The 16,543-nt window shown below is 71.1% G+C and carries 16 protein-coding genes; 7 read left to right on the plus strand and 9 right to left on the minus strand.

Annotated elements, in window-relative coordinates; translation table 11 throughout:
* From ACZ63E_RS19645 to ACZ63E_RS19660, 4 genes are read right to left on the minus strand one after another with little or no spacing between them, the layout of a single operon-like run.
* Positions 1 to 1,122, minus strand: coding sequence for a muconate/chloromuconate family cycloisomerase (locus ACZ63E_RS19645; protein WP_465337558.1), 1,122 nt, complete (start codon positions 1,120 to 1,122; stop codon positions 1 to 3).
* A 34-nt stretch (positions 1,123 to 1,156) separates the two neighbouring features.
* Positions 1,157 to 2,008: a catechol 1,2-dioxygenase gene (gene catA / locus ACZ63E_RS19650; protein WP_465337560.1), complete on the minus strand. Its 852-nt coding sequence runs from the start codon at positions 2,006 to 2,008 to the stop codon at positions 1,157 to 1,159.
* A 17-nt stretch (positions 2,009 to 2,025) separates the two neighbouring features.
* The gene (locus ACZ63E_RS19655; RefSeq protein ID WP_465337562.1) at positions 2,026 to 3,579 is read right to left on the minus strand and encodes a 4-hydroxyphenylacetate 3-hydroxylase family protein; all 1,554 of its coding nucleotides are present in this window, start codon (positions 3,577 to 3,579) and stop codon (positions 2,026 to 2,028) included.
* Positions 3,580 to 3,607: 28 nt separating this feature from the next.
* Positions 3,608 to 4,165 carry a flavin reductase family protein gene (locus ACZ63E_RS19660; protein ID WP_465337564.1) on the minus strand — a complete coding sequence of 186 codons (558 nt, stop codon included), beginning with the start codon at positions 4,163 to 4,165 and terminating at the stop codon, positions 3,608 to 3,610.
* 113 nt (positions 4,166 to 4,278) lie between these two features.
* Here ACZ63E_RS19660 and ACZ63E_RS19665 point away from each other — a divergent pair, with 113 nt between their 5' ends.
* Positions 4,279 to 5,085, plus strand: a complete 807-nt coding sequence (locus tag ACZ63E_RS19665) for an IclR family transcriptional regulator domain-containing protein (RefSeq protein ID WP_465337566.1) — start codon at positions 4,279 to 4,281, stop codon at positions 5,083 to 5,085.
* 44 nt (positions 5,086 to 5,129) lie between these two features.
* Here the strand turns inward: ACZ63E_RS19665 and ACZ63E_RS19670 are convergent, their stop codons facing one another.
* Positions 5,130 to 6,584 (minus strand): alpha/beta hydrolase family protein, encoded by a 1,455-nt coding sequence (locus ACZ63E_RS19670; protein WP_465337568.1) that lies wholly within the window; start codon positions 6,582 to 6,584, stop codon positions 5,130 to 5,132.
* Positions 6,585 to 6,842: 258 nt separating this feature from the next.
* On the opposite strand from ACZ63E_RS19670, the gene ACZ63E_RS19675 reads away from it, so the two are divergent.
* Both ACZ63E_RS19675 and ACZ63E_RS19680 read left to right on the plus strand, forming a co-directional pair.
* Entirely contained in the window at positions 6,843 to 8,060 is a 1,218-nt protein-coding gene (locus tag ACZ63E_RS19675; protein WP_465337570.1) for a sensor histidine kinase, read from the plus strand.
* Complete coding sequence (locus ACZ63E_RS19680) at positions 8,057 to 8,716, plus strand: response regulator transcription factor (protein ID WP_465337572.1); 660 nt, start codon at positions 8,057 to 8,059, stop codon at positions 8,714 to 8,716. The genes ACZ63E_RS19675 and ACZ63E_RS19680 overlap by 4 nt, the downstream gene beginning before the upstream one ends.
* A 19-nt stretch (positions 8,717 to 8,735) precedes the next feature.
* Here ACZ63E_RS19680 and ACZ63E_RS19685 read toward each other — a convergent pair whose 3' ends face one another.
* Entirely contained in the window at positions 8,736 to 9,569 is an 834-nt protein-coding gene (locus ACZ63E_RS19685; protein ID WP_465337573.1) for a pentapeptide repeat-containing protein, read from the minus strand.
* 221 nt (positions 9,570 to 9,790) lie between these two features.
* Between ACZ63E_RS19685 and ACZ63E_RS19690 the strand changes: the two genes are divergently transcribed.
* Positions 9,791 to 10,534 carry an ANTAR domain-containing protein gene (locus ACZ63E_RS19690; protein ID WP_465337574.1) on the plus strand — a complete coding sequence of 248 codons (744 nt, stop codon included), beginning with the start codon at positions 9,791 to 9,793 and terminating at the stop codon, positions 10,532 to 10,534.
* A gap of 321 nt (positions 10,535 to 10,855) precedes the next feature.
* On the opposite strand, the gene ACZ63E_RS19695 is transcribed toward ACZ63E_RS19690, so the two are convergent.
* Entirely contained in the window at positions 10,856 to 11,101 is a 246-nt protein-coding gene (locus ACZ63E_RS19695; protein ID WP_465337575.1) for a hypothetical protein, read from the minus strand.
* Between the two features lie 24 nt (positions 11,102 to 11,125).
* Here ACZ63E_RS19695 and ACZ63E_RS19700 point away from each other — a divergent pair, with 24 nt between their 5' ends.
* The 3 genes from ACZ63E_RS19700 (at position 11,126) to ACZ63E_RS19710 (ending at position 13,042) form a co-directional block, all read left to right on the plus strand.
* Positions 11,126 to 11,668: a hypothetical protein gene (locus ACZ63E_RS19700; RefSeq protein ID WP_465337577.1), complete on the plus strand. Its 543-nt coding sequence runs from the start codon at positions 11,126 to 11,128 to the stop codon at positions 11,666 to 11,668.
* A gap of 298 nt (positions 11,669 to 11,966) precedes the next feature.
* Positions 11,967 to 12,353 (plus strand): hypothetical protein, encoded by a 387-nt coding sequence (locus tag ACZ63E_RS19705; RefSeq protein ID WP_465337578.1) that lies wholly within the window; start codon positions 11,967 to 11,969, stop codon positions 12,351 to 12,353.
* Positions 12,350 to 13,042 carry a hypothetical protein gene (locus ACZ63E_RS19710; RefSeq protein WP_465337580.1) on the plus strand — a complete coding sequence of 231 codons (693 nt, stop codon included), beginning with the start codon at positions 12,350 to 12,352 and terminating at the stop codon, positions 13,040 to 13,042. The genes ACZ63E_RS19705 and ACZ63E_RS19710 overlap by 4 nt, the downstream gene beginning before the upstream one ends.
* A 221-nt stretch (positions 13,043 to 13,263) precedes the next feature.
* On the opposite strand, the gene ACZ63E_RS19715 is transcribed toward ACZ63E_RS19710, so the two are convergent.
* Together ACZ63E_RS19715 and ACZ63E_RS19720 are read right to left on the minus strand one after the other, a co-directional pair.
* A complete protein-coding gene (locus tag ACZ63E_RS19715; RefSeq protein WP_465337582.1) occupies positions 13,264 to 15,711 on the minus strand; it encodes a glycoside hydrolase family 3 N-terminal domain-containing protein in 2,448 nt (815 codons plus the stop codon).
* A gap of 215 nt (positions 15,712 to 15,926) precedes the next feature.
* On the minus strand, positions 15,927 to 16,478 hold the full coding sequence (locus ACZ63E_RS19720) for a hypothetical protein (protein ID WP_465337584.1): 552 nt from the start codon (positions 16,476 to 16,478) through the stop codon (positions 15,927 to 15,929).
* Positions 16,479 to 16,543 lie beyond the last annotated feature (65 nt).

Below are 16,543 nucleotides of genomic sequence, written 5' to 3' on the forward strand. Positions count from 1 at the left end.
TCAGCTCCTCGTGAACCGGCGGACGGCCGCCGGGTCCAGGTCGACGCCCAGGCCCGGGCCGTCCGGCAGGTGCAGCTCGCCGTCGGCGTAGCGCAACGGCTCGGTCAGCAGCTCCTCTCTCATCAGCAACGGCCCGAACAGCTCGCTCCCCCACGTCACCGCCGGGGCGGTGCACGCGAGCTGCAGGGTCGCCGCGGTCCCGACCGGGCTCTCGATCGACGTCCCCGCGTGGCAGGGGATGCCCGCCGCCGCCGCGACCTCCGCGATCGCGCGGGTCGCCCGCAGGCCGCCGGACTTCGTCGTCTTCAGGGAGAAGACGTCGGCCGCGCGGGTCCGGGCCAGGCGCAACGCGTCGCCCGGGGTACGCAGGCTCTCGTCGGCCATGACCGGGATCGGCAGGGCCCGGTTGATCTCGGCCAGCGCTTCGAACTCCGCGCCCGGCACCGGCTGCTCGACCAGCTCGACCCCGGCGTCCGCCAGCCGCGGCAGGTAGGTCAGCGACGTCAGCAGGTCCCAGCGCGCGTTGAGGTCGACCCGCACGCTCGCCACCCCCACGAGTTTCTCCGCCACCGCGCACACCCGGGCGACGTCGTCGGCCGGTTCGAGAGCGCCCATCTTGAGCTTGAAACTGCGGTGCTGCCCCGAATCCAGCTTGGCGAGGGCCTCGTCGACCACGACCGGCGCCGGTTCGGTGCCCAGCGCCCACGTCACCGGCACCGACCGCCGGGCGAGGCCGCCCAGCAGCGTGTGCACCGGGACGCCGAGCGCGCGGGCCCACGCGTCGTGCAGCGCCACCTCGACCGCCGCCTTGGCGTAGAGGTTGGCCGCGACGACGTCGCCGAGATCACGCAGGATCCCGGCGACGTCGTCCACCCGGCGACCGAGCAGGACCGGCGTGAAGTACCGCTCCACGACGAGCCGCATGGTCTCCACGGACTCGCCGCCCCACCACGGCCCGCCCGGCACCACGCCCTCGCCGACGCCGACGGCGCCACCGCGGGTGTGCACGAAGACCAGCAGCACGGGCTGGGCTGACATGCCGGCGCGGGCGAAGCGGTGCGGGCGGCGCAGCGGCACGTCCAGCAGGACCGTCTCGACGCGCTCGATCCCCAGGTCGGTCATGAATCCTCGTTTCGGGTGAAGGGCAGGCGGGACGTCAGGCGCGCTCGAGCACGAAGTCGTACGTCACGCCGAGCCGGCCGTCCTCGCGCGGCTCCGGGTCCAGCACCAGCTCCGGCTTGGTCGCCTCGGCGACGTCGCTGTCGAGCCACTCGCCGCCCTGGAAGTACAGCTGCGTGGTGATCGTGCGGTGTCCCGGCGCCCGCACGATCAGGTGCAGGTGGGCCGGGCGCCACGCGTGCCAGCCGGCCGCGGCGATGAGCTTGCCGGTCGGGCCGTCCGTCGGGATCTGGTACGGCGCGGGCTGCACGGTCGTGATCTCGAACCGCCCCTGCCCGTCGGTCACCACAACCCCGCGCAGGTTGCCGGCCGGGATGTCCGGGGCGAAGCCGGAGTAGTAGCCGTCGTCGTCGGCGTGCCAGACGTCGAGCTCGGCCGCGGCCACCGGGTTTCCGTCCAGGTCGCGGACCTGCCCGGCGAACACCAGCGGGGCGCCCTTCTCGTCGCCGCGCATCGGCAGGGTGCTCTGCCACGCCAGGGTTTCCTGGCCGGGCAGGTAGTACGGGCCCTGGATGCTGCCCTTGGTCCCGTCCTGCGTCCGGGCGGCGACCTCCTCGACGACGTGCTCCACGAAGACGTCGAGGAACAGCGGCCACTCGCCGCCTTCGCCGAGGTCCATCAGCCACTGCTTCGCGGCCTGGAACTCCGGGTAGGTGACGTCGTGTTCGCGGATCGCCTGGTGCACGCCGCGCAGCACGGCGCGGGCGACCTCGTCGACGCGCTCGGGTGGCACCTCGCCGGTCTCCCGGGCGGCGGCGCGGAAGGCCTCGCTGGCGGAGCTGCCCGAACCGGCGGCCGTGGGCGTGTGGTGTTCGGTGGTGGTGGTCATCGCGGAAGTCCTTCGAGTCACCGGGAAAGGGAGGTGGCGCCGGGGTTGTAGAGGTCGGGGACGGTCCAGCCGCCGAGGTCGTACTCGGCCATGCACTGCTCGGCGAAGCCCTTCATCGCCGCGGCCGAGCCGGACTGCTGGGACGCGAACAGCAGCTCGGCGCGCACGCCCTCGTGGTTGCCGGAGTAGTTGCGTTCGTAGAGCTCGTGGCGGCCACCGAACTCGCTGCCGATCGAGTCCCAGATCAGCTTCATCAGCTTCACCCGCTCGACGGAGTCGTAGCCGTTGGAGCCGCGGACGTACTGGTCGAGGTAGGGCCGGATCTCGGGCGACTGGAAGTCCTTCGCCGACGACGGCAGGTAGATCAGCGCGGAGCCGAGGTCCTGCATGATGATCTCGCGCACCCGCGGGTAGCCGAGCGTCATGAACCAGCGGTACGCGAGCCCGTAGTCCAGGTGCGGGAGCACCGCGCCGTTCTTCCATTCGTCGGGGTTCGCGGCCATCGCGTCCGACAGCGCCCAGAACAGGTTGCGCCAGGCGATGACCTCGCCGACGCGGATCTGGATGCCGCGGAAGTCCTTGGTGCCGGTGACTTCCACGCCCTTCATCAGCAGCCCGGCGATGAAGTCGAGCTTGACGGCCAGCCGCGCGACGCCGTGGAAGGTGAACCGGTGCAGGAACCCGGACCCGGGGAAGAAGGTGCTCGCCTGCTCGGCGTCGCCGTAGATGAAGACGTTCTCCCAGGGGATCTTCACCTTGTCGAGGATGAAGATCGTGTCGTTCTCGTCGAACCGGCTCGAGAGCGGGTAGTCGAACGGGCCCGACGTCGCGTCCGCGACCTTCGCGTAGGAGTTGCGGCAGATCAGCTTCATGCCCGGCGCGCCCATCGGGACCGTGCAGACCAGCGCGAACTCGCGCTTCTTGATCGGCAGGCCGTAGTGGGCGATGAAGTTGTAGTTGGTGATCGCCGAGCCGGTCGCGACGACCTTGGCGCCGGAGACGATCAGGCCGTCGTCGCGCTCCTCCTCGACGTGGATGAACAGGTCCTTGACGTCGTCGGGGTTGCGGTCGCGGTCCACCGGCGGGTTGATGATCGCGTGGTTCCAGTAGAGGACCTTCTCCTGCGACTCGGCGTACCAGCGCCGGGCGTTGTCGGCGAAGGGCTCGTAGAAGTCGGAGTTCGCGCCGAGCGTGCCGAGGAACGCGGCCTTGTAGTCCGGGCTGCGGCCCATCCAGCCGTAGGTCATCCGGGCCCAGGCGACGATCGCGTCGCGGTCGGCGAACAGGTCCTCTTTGGACCGCGGCGTGCGGAAGAACGGGTGGGTGAAGCCACTGCTGCCGGTGTCGGTCGGCGCGGTGAGCACGGACTGCCGGTCGGGGTCGTGCAGCGCGTCGTAGAGCCGCGCGGTCATCCGCACCGAGTTGCGGAACGCGGGGTGCGTGGTGACGTCACCGACCTTGTCGCCGTCGATGAACACCTCCCGGCCGTCGCGGATGGACTCGACGTACTCGTCGCCGGTCATCGGCCGGGTCGTGCGCACCTTCGCCGGCGCGTCCTCTTGGATGGTCATCGGCAAACCCTTCGTCGGTGAATGGTCGTCAGGAAGCGGTGGTCAGCGGGGCGAACTCCGTGGCGGAGCCGAACCAGCCGAGGTCGGGGCAGTCGACCGAGGCCGACCAGTGGTCGTGGCCGCGCGGGCCGAGCTCGCGGAACCCGCCGGCGAAGAACAGCAACGGGTCGGCGTCACTGGTTTCGAGGTGCTCGACCTCGCCGACGACGATGAGGTGGTCACCGCCGTCGTAGGTGCGCCACGGGCGGCAGGAGATGGTGGCCGCCGTGCCGGTCAGCACCGGCGCCAGCACGCCCTCGGCCCAGGCCGGGGCCCGGTCCTGGGGGCGGCCGGCGAAGTGCCACGCCGTGTCGAGCTGGTCCGCCGCGAGCACGTTCACCGCGAACGGCGCGCCGTCGAGATAGGCGCAGGCCTTGGCCTGGCGGGTGAGCGTGACCTGGCACAACGCCGGTTCCAGCGAAACGGCCGTGAAGGCGTTGACGGTCGCGCCGTGGGGCTCGCCCCGGTCGTTGCGGCAGGTCACGACGGTGACGCCGGTGGCGAACCGGCCGAAAGCGGTGCGGACTGCACGTTGGTCGAGCGTCATCGCTCTCACCTCCTGTACGCTGTGCGTACACTTTGCACGCTATGCGGACACGTTGATGAGACTCCCCCGCGTGCCCGGCGTTGTCAAGACGGCCGATGCGGAAGGATGAGGTGATGGAGCAGGAACCAGGCGGCGACCGCGACTTCGTCCAGAGCATCGAGCGCGGTTTCGCCGTGCTGATGGCCTTCGACGCCGACCGCACGAACCCGACGCTCGCCGAGCTGGCGGGCGCGACCGGGCTGTCCCGCCCGGCCGTGCGCCGGATTCTGCTTACGCTGCAACGGCTCGGGTACGTCGACGGCAGCGGCGGCCGGTGGTCGCTGACCCCGCGGGTGCTGAGCATCGGCCAGCACTACTCGGCGTCCCACGCGATGATCGAGATCGCCCAGCCGCGGCTGCTGAGCCTCGCCGAGGAGACCGGCGAGTCGGCGTCCCTCGCCGCGCTCGACGGCCCGGAGGTCGTCTACATCGCGCGGGTGCCGGTGCGGCGGATCATGAGCATCAACGTCTCGATCGGCACCCGGGTGCCCGCGCACGCGACGTCGATGGGCCGCGCGCTGCTGGCGTGGGCCCCGCCGGCCCTGGTGGACGAGGTGGTGGCGGCCGGGCTGCCCCGGCTGACCGCGCGGACGATCACCGGCGAGGCCGAGTTCCGCCAGGCCCTGCGCACGGTCGCCGACCAGGGCTGGGCCCTGGTCGCCGAGGAACTGGAGGAGGGCCTGCTGTCGGTGTCGGCGCCGGTGCGCGACCAGACCGGGGCCGTGGTGGCGGCGCTGGCGTCGTCGACGTCGAGCGGCCGGTTCGACGTCGGGAAGCTGCGTCAGGAGGTCGTGCCGCTGGTCGTCCGCACCGCCGCGCGGATCAGCGCCGACCTCGGGCACCAGGTCCCGCCGGGAGCCGGGCGCGACGGGTTTTTCTGAGTCAGTCCTCCGTGACCGCGGGGTTCCCCCGGAGCGCCAGCCGGTCAGCGGCGGGTGCCCGGGTGGTGGACGCTGAGATCTCCGTAAGCCGGCAACACGCCGGCCAGGTCGGTGGAAGCACCTCGGAGAACGGTGTCCAGGAAGGCGAGCGTGGCCGCGGCCACGACCCGCGGGCTCTCGGTGCGGCCCAGGGAACCGACGATCGAAGGCACCGGTGGCAGGTACAGCGGCCCGTCCGTGAACGTGAGGTGGGCCGCACCGGGAACGGTGAGCCGGTAGCTCGTCGCGGTGCTGCTCTCGAGCACCTCGGTGAGGCGGGGCAGGTAGCGCGGATCGGTTGCCGGGGTGATGGCCTGGGTCAGGGCGAGCGCGGGCCGGGCCAAGGCCGGCGTCACCGGGCCGTGCGGGTAGCCGTCCAGGTCGATGACGGCGGCGAACCGGCGGTCCTCCCGGACGGCCTGCAGCGCGGCGGCGCCGCCCAGGGAGTGACCGGTCGCGGCGACCCGGCCGGTGTCCAGGCGCCCGGCCAGCGGGTCGGCGCCGTCACCCCGGTTCAGACCCGTCAGCCGGGTGAGGACGAAGCCGAGGTCGGCGGCCCGGACCGCGGTCCAGCCGGCCGCCAGTACTTCGTCGGTGTCGCGGTCGCCGCTGGAGACGGTTGCGGTGGTGATCGTCCGGCCGTCGGCCAGGACGACGGCGGCGGAGTCGTACGGGTGGTCGAGCGCGGCGACCACGTAACCGTGGCTCGCCAGCTCCTCCGCCCACGCGGTGTTCTGGGTGCGCACCCCGCCGGACCCGGGCGAGAACAGCACGACCGGGAACCGTCCTCCGTCGCGCGCCACCGGGGCGTCGAAGACCGAATGGCTGCGGGCGCGCGGGACGTCGTCCAGCAGGAACCCCGGCAGGCCGGTTCCGGTGGCGAGGGCGCCGGAGACGATGCGCGCTTCGTCCTCCGTGCGTCCGAGGTAGGGGGCCCGCGGTACGTCGGCGGTGCTGTTCTGCGCGGGGTACCAGAGCTGGACGACGACCGTGCGCCGGTCGCCCGGATCGGCGGTGAAGGTCTCGGGCCGGAGCGGGTCGGTCCACTGCAGCACGCGGGTGCCGACCGCGAACGGCCCCGAGGGGCCGGGGAACACGGGGACGGGAAAGGCCCAGGCGGCCACTACGCCCGCGGCGATCAGCGCAACGCAGGCCGCCGTGCCCGGCAGCGCGAGCCACCAGCGGGCCCGTCGTGCCGGCCGGCCGGTACGACGTCGCAGTACCGGGGAGAAGGCGAACGGCGCCACGAAAACGGCGCCGGCCAGCACCGGCAGCAGCTGCCAGCGGACCCCCGTCACGCCCAGCGCGACCACGGACGCCAGGAGAACCGCCCCCGCCGCGATCGTGGCGCGCGAGCGGACGGCGGCCGGAAGCCAGCGCGCCACCACCACTGCGACGGCGCCCATCACCACAAAGAGTTCCAGGAGGGACAGGTTCAGTCCCGTGATGATCTCGGTCACCCGGCCATCCTCGACGCCGGGGAGGCGCGGCCACATCGCTCTCCGGTCGCCATCCCGAGCACGTCGCATGCGACGGGAGTGGCACTCGGCCCGGCCGGATCGGGGGCTGGCTTGCGACCGCAGGAGGTGGTGGGACTCCTCCTCAGGTCGGATCCCGGCCGGGTGGGATCCGACGCCGGGCTCATGTGCGGAGCGGTGCCCTCGGCCTAGCATGACGGGACGCGCCCTGTACCGGGGCTGGATCGACAGGAACGTGCGATGACCGAGGCGGCTGCCGGACCCGGCGACCACCGGACAGGACGAGCGGCTCGGCTCGGAAGAGCCGTCGCACGCCGGGCTTTCCGGCTGCCGCCGGTGGTGCGGGGTGGTTTGCTGCCGGCACTTCTCCTGCTCAACGTCGTCACCACCCGGCCGCCTCGAGAGCTGCCCGTGGCCGTGACCCTCACCGTCGTCCTCACGCTGCCTCTGGTGTGGCGGCACCGGGCGCCGCGCACGGTGTTCGCCGCCGTGGTGGCCGTAGCCGCGCTGCAGTGGCTGCTGGACGTCCAGCTGCCGGCGGACATCGCCTTGCTGGTGGCGCTGTACGCGGTGGCCGTGCACTCGGGCCTGCGCGGCACGCTGGTCGCCGGGGCCGTCCTGGCGACCGGGGGCCTGCTGGCCTGCCTGCGCTGGGCCACCGACGGCGCGTTCCTGACCCCGTTCGTCGCGGTCACCGCGATCATCGTCGCCGTCGGCGTCCTCGGCGTGCACGTGCGGACCCACCGCGCCTACCTCGCGGCCGTCGAGGAACGGGCCGGGCGCCTGGAGCGGGAACACGACCAGCAGGCGCGGGTGGCCGTCGCCGAAGAGCGGACCCGGATCACCCGGGAGATGCACGACATCGTCACCCACAACCTGTCCGTGATGGTCGCGCTCACCGACGCCGCCGTCTACGCGCAGCACCGCTCGCCCGGCAAGGCCACCACCGCGATGCTGCAGATCTCCGAAACGGGCCGGCAGGCCCTGACCGACATGCGGCGGTCCCTGGGCATCCTGCGCACCGGCGAACCGGAGGCGCTGCGCCACCCGCTGCCCGGGATCAGCCAGCTGAAGACCCTCGCCGACCAGATGTGCGCGGCCGGGCTGCCCACCCGGATCGAAGTCGACGGCGGCCACGCGCACATCCCGGCCACCGCGCAGCTGACCGTCTACCGCCTGGTCCAGGAAGCCTTGACCAACACGCTCAAGCACACCCCCACCGGCACCGAGGCGAAGGTCCGGATCGAGTGCTCGACCGAAACCGTCACCGTGGACGTCACCGACAGCGGCGCCCGCACGCCGTCCCCCACCGAAGTCCGGCCCGGCCACGGCATCACCGGTATGCGAGAGCGCGCGGCCTCCTACGGGGGAACGTTGCGAGCCGGCCCGCTCCCGGGCGGCGGCTGGGGTGTCCACACGCGCCTCGTCCTCGCCGGCAGCGCGGTGGCGTCCGCGTGACGATCCGCATCCTGGTCGCCGACGACGAAGCGTTGCTGCGCATGGCCTTCAGCACGGTCCTGGAGGCCCAGCCCGACATGGCCCCGGTCGGCGAAGCCGAAGACGGCGCCCAGGCCGTCCGCCTCGCCCGGGAGCTGCGCCCCGACGTCGTCCTCATGGACGTCCGAATGCCCGGCACCGACGGCATCGAGGCGACCCGGCAGGTCGTCGCGACCTGTCCGCAGACCCGGGTGCTGATCCTCACCACGTTCGACCTGGACGACTACGCCTTCGCCGGGCTCGAGGCCGGAGCGTCGGGGTTCCTCTTGAAGAACACGAGGCCCGAGGAACTGCTCACGGCGATCCGTCACGTGGCCGCGGGCGACGCGGTGGTCTCCCCGCGGATCACCCGCCGTCTGCTGGAGAAGTTCCGCCCGCACCTGCCCGGCGCCGGCACCGAACACCACGAGCGGCTGAGCCGGCTCAGCGCCCGCGAACACGAGGTGCTCGTCCAGGTGGGAGCCGGCCTGTCCAACTCCGAGATCGCCGCCAGGCTGCACCTCGCGGAGGCGACCGTGAAGTCACACCTGGGACGGATCCTGCTGAAGCTCGAGCTCCGCGACCGGATCCAGGCCGTGGTCTTCGCCTACGAGAGCCGTCTCATCCACCCGTCGTGACCTCCGCACGGGCCAGGCATCACCAGGCGCCGACCGTGTGCTCGTCTTTCAGCGCATCTTGGAGGCTGGTGCGATCGTCATGGTGGGCGTCTCCGAGATCGGCGCCCCTCAGATCCGACGCAGTCAGGTCAGCGTCGCCGAGATCGGCCAGAACGACGGAGGCACTGTTAAGGTCGGCGGCCCTCAGGGACGCTCTTCGAAGATCTGCACCGCCGAGATCCGCCCCAGTGAGATCCGCCCGGTCGAGCTTGGCACCACGAAGGATTGCGTCGCGTAGTCTCGCGTGATCGAGACCGGCCAACACAAAGGCAGCCTCCGTAAAGTCCGAGCCATCGAGTTTTGCTTCTTCCAAATGGAAAGCAGAAAAGTTCACGCCGGGAAAACAAACTCCGCTGAGATCGATACCGGTGTGTTCGTCGCGGCCGCGGTCACGTCGGTTCAGGACGGACAGGGCCGCTTTGGCGTCGACGGGGAGCTCTTGCTTCTGACACGCGACGCCTTGGACGACCGGCGCACGGGTGCTGCGGATGAACGCCGACAGGATCTCGATGATGGTGGGCTGGTCACGCGGGGAGTCGCGGGCGAGCCGTTCGAGTGCGTAGATCCCGCCGAGCCGGATCTGAACGCGGTCGGCGCCTTGCTGGCCGAGCTGGTCGACGGCCTTGGTGTAGCGGTCCGTGTACTGGCTCTGCGCTGCCAGCTCGTTCTGCGCGGCGTTCTGGTTACTGGTCACATACACGGACAGCCCGGTGAAGATCAGCGCGCCGATGGCCGCGAGCGCCGTGGCGGTCTGGGTGAAGACACCGACCCGGCCGCCCCAACCACGACCGCGCGGCGAGCGAAGCGGGAACATTCGTGACCGCGAGCGGCCGACGGCATCGCGAGGAGAACGAGAAGAAGGCACACCAGAGAGTCGCCGCCGGAGCCCTGACTGTCACAACGCGCGCCTCCACTACCCGCGCTTACCCACTACGGGCCGGCTCAAACCGTTTGGCGGGAACCCCACCTTGGGAAATCAGGCTACAACCGACGACCGAACACGGCGCCGAGCACAGCCACCCGAGGGAGCGCCCGATGGACGACAACCTGCTGCACGAGCGCGACGCCGCGCGGAGAGTGGACGACGTCACCGCCGCGCTCGACCGGCTGGCCGGCACCTTCGCGGAGGAAGACGACCTGCTGGTGGTCCTGAACCGGGTGTGCCGGCAGGTCATGCACGCGGTGCCGGACGCGGAGCTCGCCAGCATCACGCTGCTGCGCGACGGCGCCCCGTACACCGCGACGGCGACCGGGGACAGCGCGCACCACGTCGACCAGGCGCAGTACGCCGCCGGGCGCGGCCCCTGCCTGGAGGCCGCCCGGACCGGCGAGCTCCAGCGGGTCAAGGTGACCGAGGCGGCTCCGCGGTGGCCCGAGTTCGCCGCGGCCGCGGGCGAGTCCTCGATCGTCGCCTACCTGTCCGCCCCGCTGTTCGTCGACCACCAGTACCACGGTTCGCTCAACCTGTACGACACCGGCGGCAACAGCTTCGGCGCGCTCGACGCGGCCCTGCTGGAGCTCTACACCGCCGCCGCCGAAGCCGCTCTTCGCAGCACCCGCCGGCACCAAACCGCCCGCGAGACCATGGAGCAGCTGCGCACGGCGCTGACCTCCCGCGCGGTGATCGACCAGGCCAAGGGCATCCTGATGGCCCTGCACCGCATCCCGGCCGACGACGCCTTCCAGCTGCTCGTCAAGGCGTCGCAGGAGCGGAACGCGAAGCTCCGCGAGATCGCCCACGACTTCGTCGAGACCGCCTTGGCCGCGCCGGACCGGTGACGCACGAAGGCGCCGGCTCGCTGCTGAACCGACGCCGTCGCCGAATCACCGCCAAGCACGGGAGGTGACTCGACTCGGCGGATACCCGGCTCGCACGGTTCTTGAACACGGTAGTGAGCAGAACGCAGCCCGGGACGTCGAAGGACGAAGAGCCGATCCTGCTCGACCCGCTACCGGGGCGCACGACTGACCGCTCGGCCGCCTATCTCTCCCTGCTGCGGGAGCTGCTCGAGCTGGTCGGCGCCGACCTTCCGGCCGCGGACGAGACCGACGTTCATTCGCGGTGGTACCACGATGCCCGCAGGTCGATCGGCGACATCGTCACGCGCCGCGCGAAAGCGGCTCCCGTTCCCGAGGAATGGTTCGAGCCAGCCGCAGGACGAACCGTGCGAAGATGCCGGCCATGGGCTCGGACTGGAACTGGACGTTGTCACTGCCCAGCGGAACGATGAACCCCACGACGGTAGAGCTGCTGCTGACCCTGGCCGGCAACGCCGGGCTGTCACGTACCGGCCGGACGGCAGGATCAACGGTTTCGACAACGCGCCGGGCCGCGAAGGCGAACACCGGGTACTCGACCGGGATCAGCTGGTGCACAGCCTCGCCACGGGATCGTGGTCGACCAATCTGTGGACCGGGACCGAAGTGGACATCTGGCTCTCCACCAAGCCCGACGACGGACGCGGCTGGGACTCCCTGCACCTGGCGCTGGACTCGGTCCACTGCCCACGGACCCCCGCCGCCCACGCCGAACCGTTCCGGAAGCTGCACCGGCTGCTCACCGACCTGTGGATCACGATCGCGGACCAGACCGGTGCGCTGTTCGGCCGCGTCGAGGACGAATGGTCGTGGGAACAGATCTGGTCCGAGCTGCCCGACCCGCTCTCGGGCGGCACCCCGCCACCGTGGGGCTCCTGGCCGGACTGGCTGAGCTGGTGGACCTACGTCGACGCAGACCACTACCGGCTGCTGCCCCCGATCACCGAACACCTGGGCACGGACATCCGCCGCACTCCCGGCAACGCGGCGGTGATCGCGTTGCCGACCGACCCGGCCACCGTCGACCCGCTGAGGTTCGCCCGGCTGAACCAGGAGTACCGGCTCGCCGTCACAGCCGATCCTCGTCGCGGCTGAGCAGCCATTTCGTCCGGTCGATCGCGACCGCGGGACATCCGGTGCCATGTCCCCGCCGCTCCGTGAGGCACGATTCCCGAGGCCGCGCTGGGTGACACCTTCGTCTTCGTGAATGCCTCGGGCGTCGGCGAAGCGGTCCAGCCACTGGCGGGCAACGGGGGACACCAAGGTGCCCGGCGCGATGTCTGCACCTAGCCGTACCTGCGCGAGTAACAGCGCAGCCGCCGCACGCGACTTGCCGACGTCCGATCGGAACGCGGAAGAGGCGGCTGTGCCGAGTGTGTGGAACCGACTGTCGGTGCTCGAGAAGGTCGTCGAGGTCCTGCGTGAAATGACCCCAGAGCCGCCGGGTCACCACCTCGGCCGCCCGTACGCCACGGCCTATCAGCTGGCCATCGCGCTCCACACGAGGTACCCCGAAGTCGCCCATGAGCTGGGCTTCGAGATCGGCGGCGCCGAGACCGGCCGCCACAACAGCCTCGCGCAGTACCTGGGCCAGCAGCTATCGACGCGCATCGCCCGCGAGGGCGACGCGAGCGCGATCGAAGGGGCCTTCCTGTCCGGCGACCACATGGCGGCCCTGGAATTCGTCGATGCCCACGGCGGCCGTCACGCCAGCAGCCTCATCGACAGTGGTTTCCCGCTGACGATGTTCCGCCTCCGCCCGGTCGAAGCACGGCCATGACCACGGCCGCGGACGTCCACCGCCTGGTCGAAGCCGCCACGGGGCTCGACATCCGGCCCCGCGCCCGACGATGGGCGCACCTGCCGGTGTGCGTGCTCGACTCGGTGTTCTCGATCAACGCCCGGTACACCAGCACGATCGCGGTCTGCGACCGGTACGCGAAGCACCAGGGTCTCGTGCCCCACCTGGTCGACGTCGCCGACTTCGCCACCGTGGCCGGCACCACCGCCGAGCAGCCCGTCGACGCGCTGGCGGACCTGGGCCGCCGGCTGGGATCGGACCGGTTCGCCACCGACATCCTGGAGAACCGGGGCCGCACCAGCACACGAGGCGGCGTGCTCAAGGCGGAAGCCGCAGTGTGCTACGCCGAAGTCCTCGCCGGCTCCGGCGTGCACACCCTCGGCGAAGTCACCACGCTCCTAGCAGACCTCACCCGGCTCGACGCCGTGGAAAGCCGGCTGCGAGCCGTCCCCGGCAACGGCACGCACGACATCCGGCTCCGCTACCTCTGGATGCTGGCCGGCACCGACGAGCAGGTGAAACCGGACCGGAAGGTGCTTGGCTGGCTGATTCGCCACCTAGGCCACCAGGTCACCGTCCCGGCCGCACGGCGGCTGCTCGCCGACGCCGCTGCCGAGCTGGGCCGGACACCCTGGGAACTCGACCACGCGATCTGGAAGGCCGCTTAACCGGAGATCTTGGCCTCGCAGCTGGTGTTGCCGCAGACGCATTCGACCGGTCGATCTCGGCTCTCCGGTAGCCGCGCCACGGCTGCGACTCGTCTCCTCGTAGTGAAGTCTTCATTCGACGCCGGGGAACGGTCACCATCGCCGAACCTCAGCAAGAGGACCAGAGCCTGGACCGCCCGTGCGGAGCGACGCGCCGACGTCGCCCCGCACTCGACCCCGGGCTACCGGATCAGGAACGGCGCCGACACGTCCACCTCGTACGGTGTCGTGCCGTTCTTGTCCAGCTGCAGCACATAACTGCCCGGCACCACGGCGGGCGGGCCGGACGCGTTGATGTCCGGTGCGCTTTCGGCCAGTGCGGCCGCCGGGAAGGACACGCGCACGACCTGTGACCGGCCCGGGTCGAGCGTCACCCGCGCGAAGCCGACCAGCCGTTGTGGCGGGACCACCACCGGGCTCACCGGCTGGGCCACGTACACCGGCACGATGTCGGTGCCGGCGCGGGTCCCGGTGTTGGTGACGGTGAACGTCGCGGTGGCCGTCCCGCCCCGCGCGACCTTCGGCGTCACCGCCAGGTTCGTGTGCGTGAACGTCGTGTACGACAGGCCGTAACCGAACGGGAACTGCGGGTTGTACGCGTTGCCCTGACCGGACGCCGTGCTGGGCAGCTGGTCGAAGAACTTCGGCTGGTCACCCAGCGGGGACGGCGCCGTGCCGGCGAAGTCGCCGCCGACGGCCGGCGCGTCGGACGGCCAGCTGATCGGCAGCTTGCCCGCGGGGTTCGTCTTGCCGAACAGCACATCCGCCACGGCCGTGCCGGCTTCCGTGCTGCCCTGGTAGGCCATCAGCACTGCGTTCGCCTTCTCCGCCGGGCCCAGCCCGACCGGCCGGCCCGCGACGACCACGACGATCACCGGTTTGCCGGTCGCCTCCAGCGCCGTGATGAGGGCCTGCTGGTCGGGCGCCAGGGCCGGCGCCGGGTTGTCGCCCAGCCCCTCCGCATAGGCCTTCTCCCCCACCACCGCCACATAGGCACTGGTGTCCGCCGCGGCCGCGACGGCGCTGGCCTGGTCCGGCGCGTAGACCGCGGCCGGGTCCTCGGCCCGGATGCCGCCCAGCACGGTGGTGCCCGGTGGAATCTGGTTCTCGGGGCCCATGCAGCACACGTGCCCGGCACCCGCCACGCCCTGCCAGCTCACGCTCCAGCCGCCGAGCTGGTTGGTCATCGAGTCCGCACTCGGGCCGGTCACCACGACCTTCGCGCCGGCCGGCAACGGCAGCGCGTTGTTCTCGTTGCGCAGCAACGTGATCGACTCCCGCGCGGCCTTGGCCGTCTGGTCCCGGCCCGCGGTGACGGCGGCGTTGGCGGCGTTCGCGTTCACGCACGGTTTCGCCGGGTCGGCCACGCACGGCTGGTCGAACAGGCCGAGCTGGAACTTCAGCGTGAGGATGCGGCGCACCGCCTGGTCGATCCGCGCGGGCGAGATCTTGCCCGTGCTGACGGCCTGCAGGATCGCGGTCTGCCACCCCGCCGCGTCGGAGACCTGCATGCTCATGTCGACACCCGCGTTCACGGCGGCGGCGATGGCACCCGGGAGATCCGCCGCGATGTGATAGGCGGTCTGCAACGCGGTGACGTCCTGGTAGTCGCTGATCACGACACCCTGGAAGTGCATCTGGTCGCGCAGGACGTCGGTCAGCAGGTAGTGCGACGACGTCGCCGGCACGCCGTTGATCGACCCGGAGTTGACCATCACCGTCCCGGCGCCCGCGTCGATCCCGGCCGCGTACGGCGGCAGGATCGTCGTCTGCAGGTAGTTCATGGGAAGGAGCGCCTCGGCCCGGTCGTGGCCGTTGACCGACTGCGAGTAGCCGGCGAAGTGCTTGACCGTCGCGCTGACGTTCAGCTCACCGCGCCTGCCGGGCGTCTGCAGGCCCTTGATGTTCGCGGCGCCCATCGCGGCCGCCAGGGCCGGTTGCTCGGCCCACGTCTCGTAGGTGCGGCCCCACCGGTTGTCGCGCGCGATGTCCTGGACCGGGGCGAAGTTCCAGTTCCAGCCGGTCGCGCGCAGGGCGTCCGCGGTCGCCTTGCCCCCGGCCTGGGCGAGCGCGGGGTCCCAGGTGGCGCCCATGCCGATGGACTGCGGGTACAGCGGCGCCTGCCACGGGTGGCCGAAGCCGTGTACCGCGTCGACGCCGAACACCACCGGGAGGTGCAGGCGCGAGTTCTTGATCGCGAACTGCTGGATGATGTTGTATTCCGTGGCCCAGTCGTAGCCGGTGTTGCCCACGCCGCCCTTGCCCGTGGTGTCGACCGGATTGTCGGTACCGCCCGCGAGAATCGAACCGACGTTGGAGTCGACCAGGATTTTTCGCATGCAGTCGGGATTGGGCAGGTTGAAACCGTTGTTCCCGCACCGCGTGCTGTCGGCGTCGGTCAGCGTGCTGACCAGCTGCTGGTCCATCTGGCCGACTTTCTCGGGCAGCGTCATCGCGCGGAGCAGGGCCTCCACCCGCGCCGGCACGGGGCGGTGGGTGTCCAGCCAGGGCGTGGCGCCCAGGTCGACAGCGGCACTGCTACTGGCGGTGAACGTGGGAACCGCGAGCAGGGCCGCGGCCGCGAGCACCGTGACGGTGGAGCGGGTACTGCGTCTGTGGTTGCGGAACACCTGACCTCCTTCAGCCGTGGTCGGCATGGACCGGCCGCGTGGGTGCGAGCGCACCGTAGGACCGTCGGCGTGAGCTGTAAAGCGCCGAACGGCGGCCGGGCATCCGTTTGTACACACCTTGAAGTAAGGGCATCCCGTGCCGGCGTCGTCGACCCGCTGAGGTTCGCCCGGCAGGCCGCCGGAGGTGGCCGCTCGGGCCACCTCCGGCGGAGCGGTTACTTGCGGATCATCGGGTTGCCATACCCGATGACCAGCCCCTGGGTGAACGCCGTGACGCCGAACGTCTTGTTCAGCAACGCAGCCGCCGGCGCGGTGAGCGCCAGGGTGACTCCGGCGGGGGTGGCCGCGCCGATCGTGAACAGGTCGGCGCGCGCCCCGAAGTTGATCTTCCCGCTGAGCACTCCGCGCTTGAGGTCGATGGTGTAACTCGTCAGGTAGAGGCACTTGCCACCCGCACGCAGCAGCAGGCCGCCCACGTGCTCGATCGTCCCGTCGTTCGGGTTGCCGACGATGGTGAACCCGAAGACGGTCTTCCCGCCGGGATGGCTGACCTTGGCGAAGACCGGCGACACCTTGACGCCGAGCGACGTGAGCGCCTTCGCCGCGGCGGCGTCCAGCGTGAGGTCGGTCCGGCCCTTGCCGAAGTGGTGGTGCGAGACGGCGTGGGAAGACGCGGTCACCGGCTGAGCAGCCTGGGCCGGCGCCGCGGCGACACCGGCCATGGCGGCCGCGGCGACGACGGACACCCCGAGCATGCGAAGGCGCATGATGACTCCGTTCTCGTTGCTTCCTGGACACGAGGGATACGCCAAGAGCACCTCGAACGGATGCG

The organism is Amycolatopsis sp. NPDC104819, from assembly GCF_055583145.1.

Coding starts and splice junctions, on each gene's coding strand:
- ACZ63E_RS19645 (WP_465337558.1), bottom strand. CDS start 1,122: ATGACCGACCTGGGGATCGAGCGCGTCGAGACGGTCCTGCTGGACGTG.
- catA (WP_465337560.1), bottom strand. CDS start 2,008: ATGACCACCACCACCGAACACCACACGCCCACGGCCGCCGGTTCGGGC.
- ACZ63E_RS19655 (WP_465337562.1), bottom strand. CDS start 3,579: ATGACCATCCAAGAGGACGCGCCGGCGAAGGTGCGCACGACCCGGCCG.
- ACZ63E_RS19660 (WP_465337564.1), bottom strand. CDS start 4,165: ATGACGCTCGACCAACGTGCAGTCCGCACCGCTTTCGGCCGGTTCGCC.
- ACZ63E_RS19665 (WP_465337566.1), top strand. CDS start 4,279: ATGGAGCAGGAACCAGGCGGCGACCGCGACTTCGTCCAGAGCATCGAG.
- ACZ63E_RS19675 (WP_465337570.1), top strand. CDS start 6,843: ATGACCGAGGCGGCTGCCGGACCCGGCGACCACCGGACAGGACGAGCG.
- ACZ63E_RS19685 (WP_465337573.1), bottom strand. CDS start 9,569: ATGTTCCCGCTTCGCTCGCCGCGCGGTCGTGGTTGGGGCGGCCGGGTC.
- ACZ63E_RS19690 (WP_465337574.1), top strand. CDS start 9,791: ATGGACGACAACCTGCTGCACGAGCGCGACGCCGCGCGGAGAGTGGAC.
- ACZ63E_RS19710 (WP_465337580.1), top strand. CDS start 12,350: ATGACCACGGCCGCGGACGTCCACCGCCTGGTCGAAGCCGCCACGGGG.
- ACZ63E_RS19720 (WP_465337584.1), bottom strand. CDS start 16,478: ATGCGCCTTCGCATGCTCGGGGTGTCCGTCGTCGCCGCGGCCGCCATG.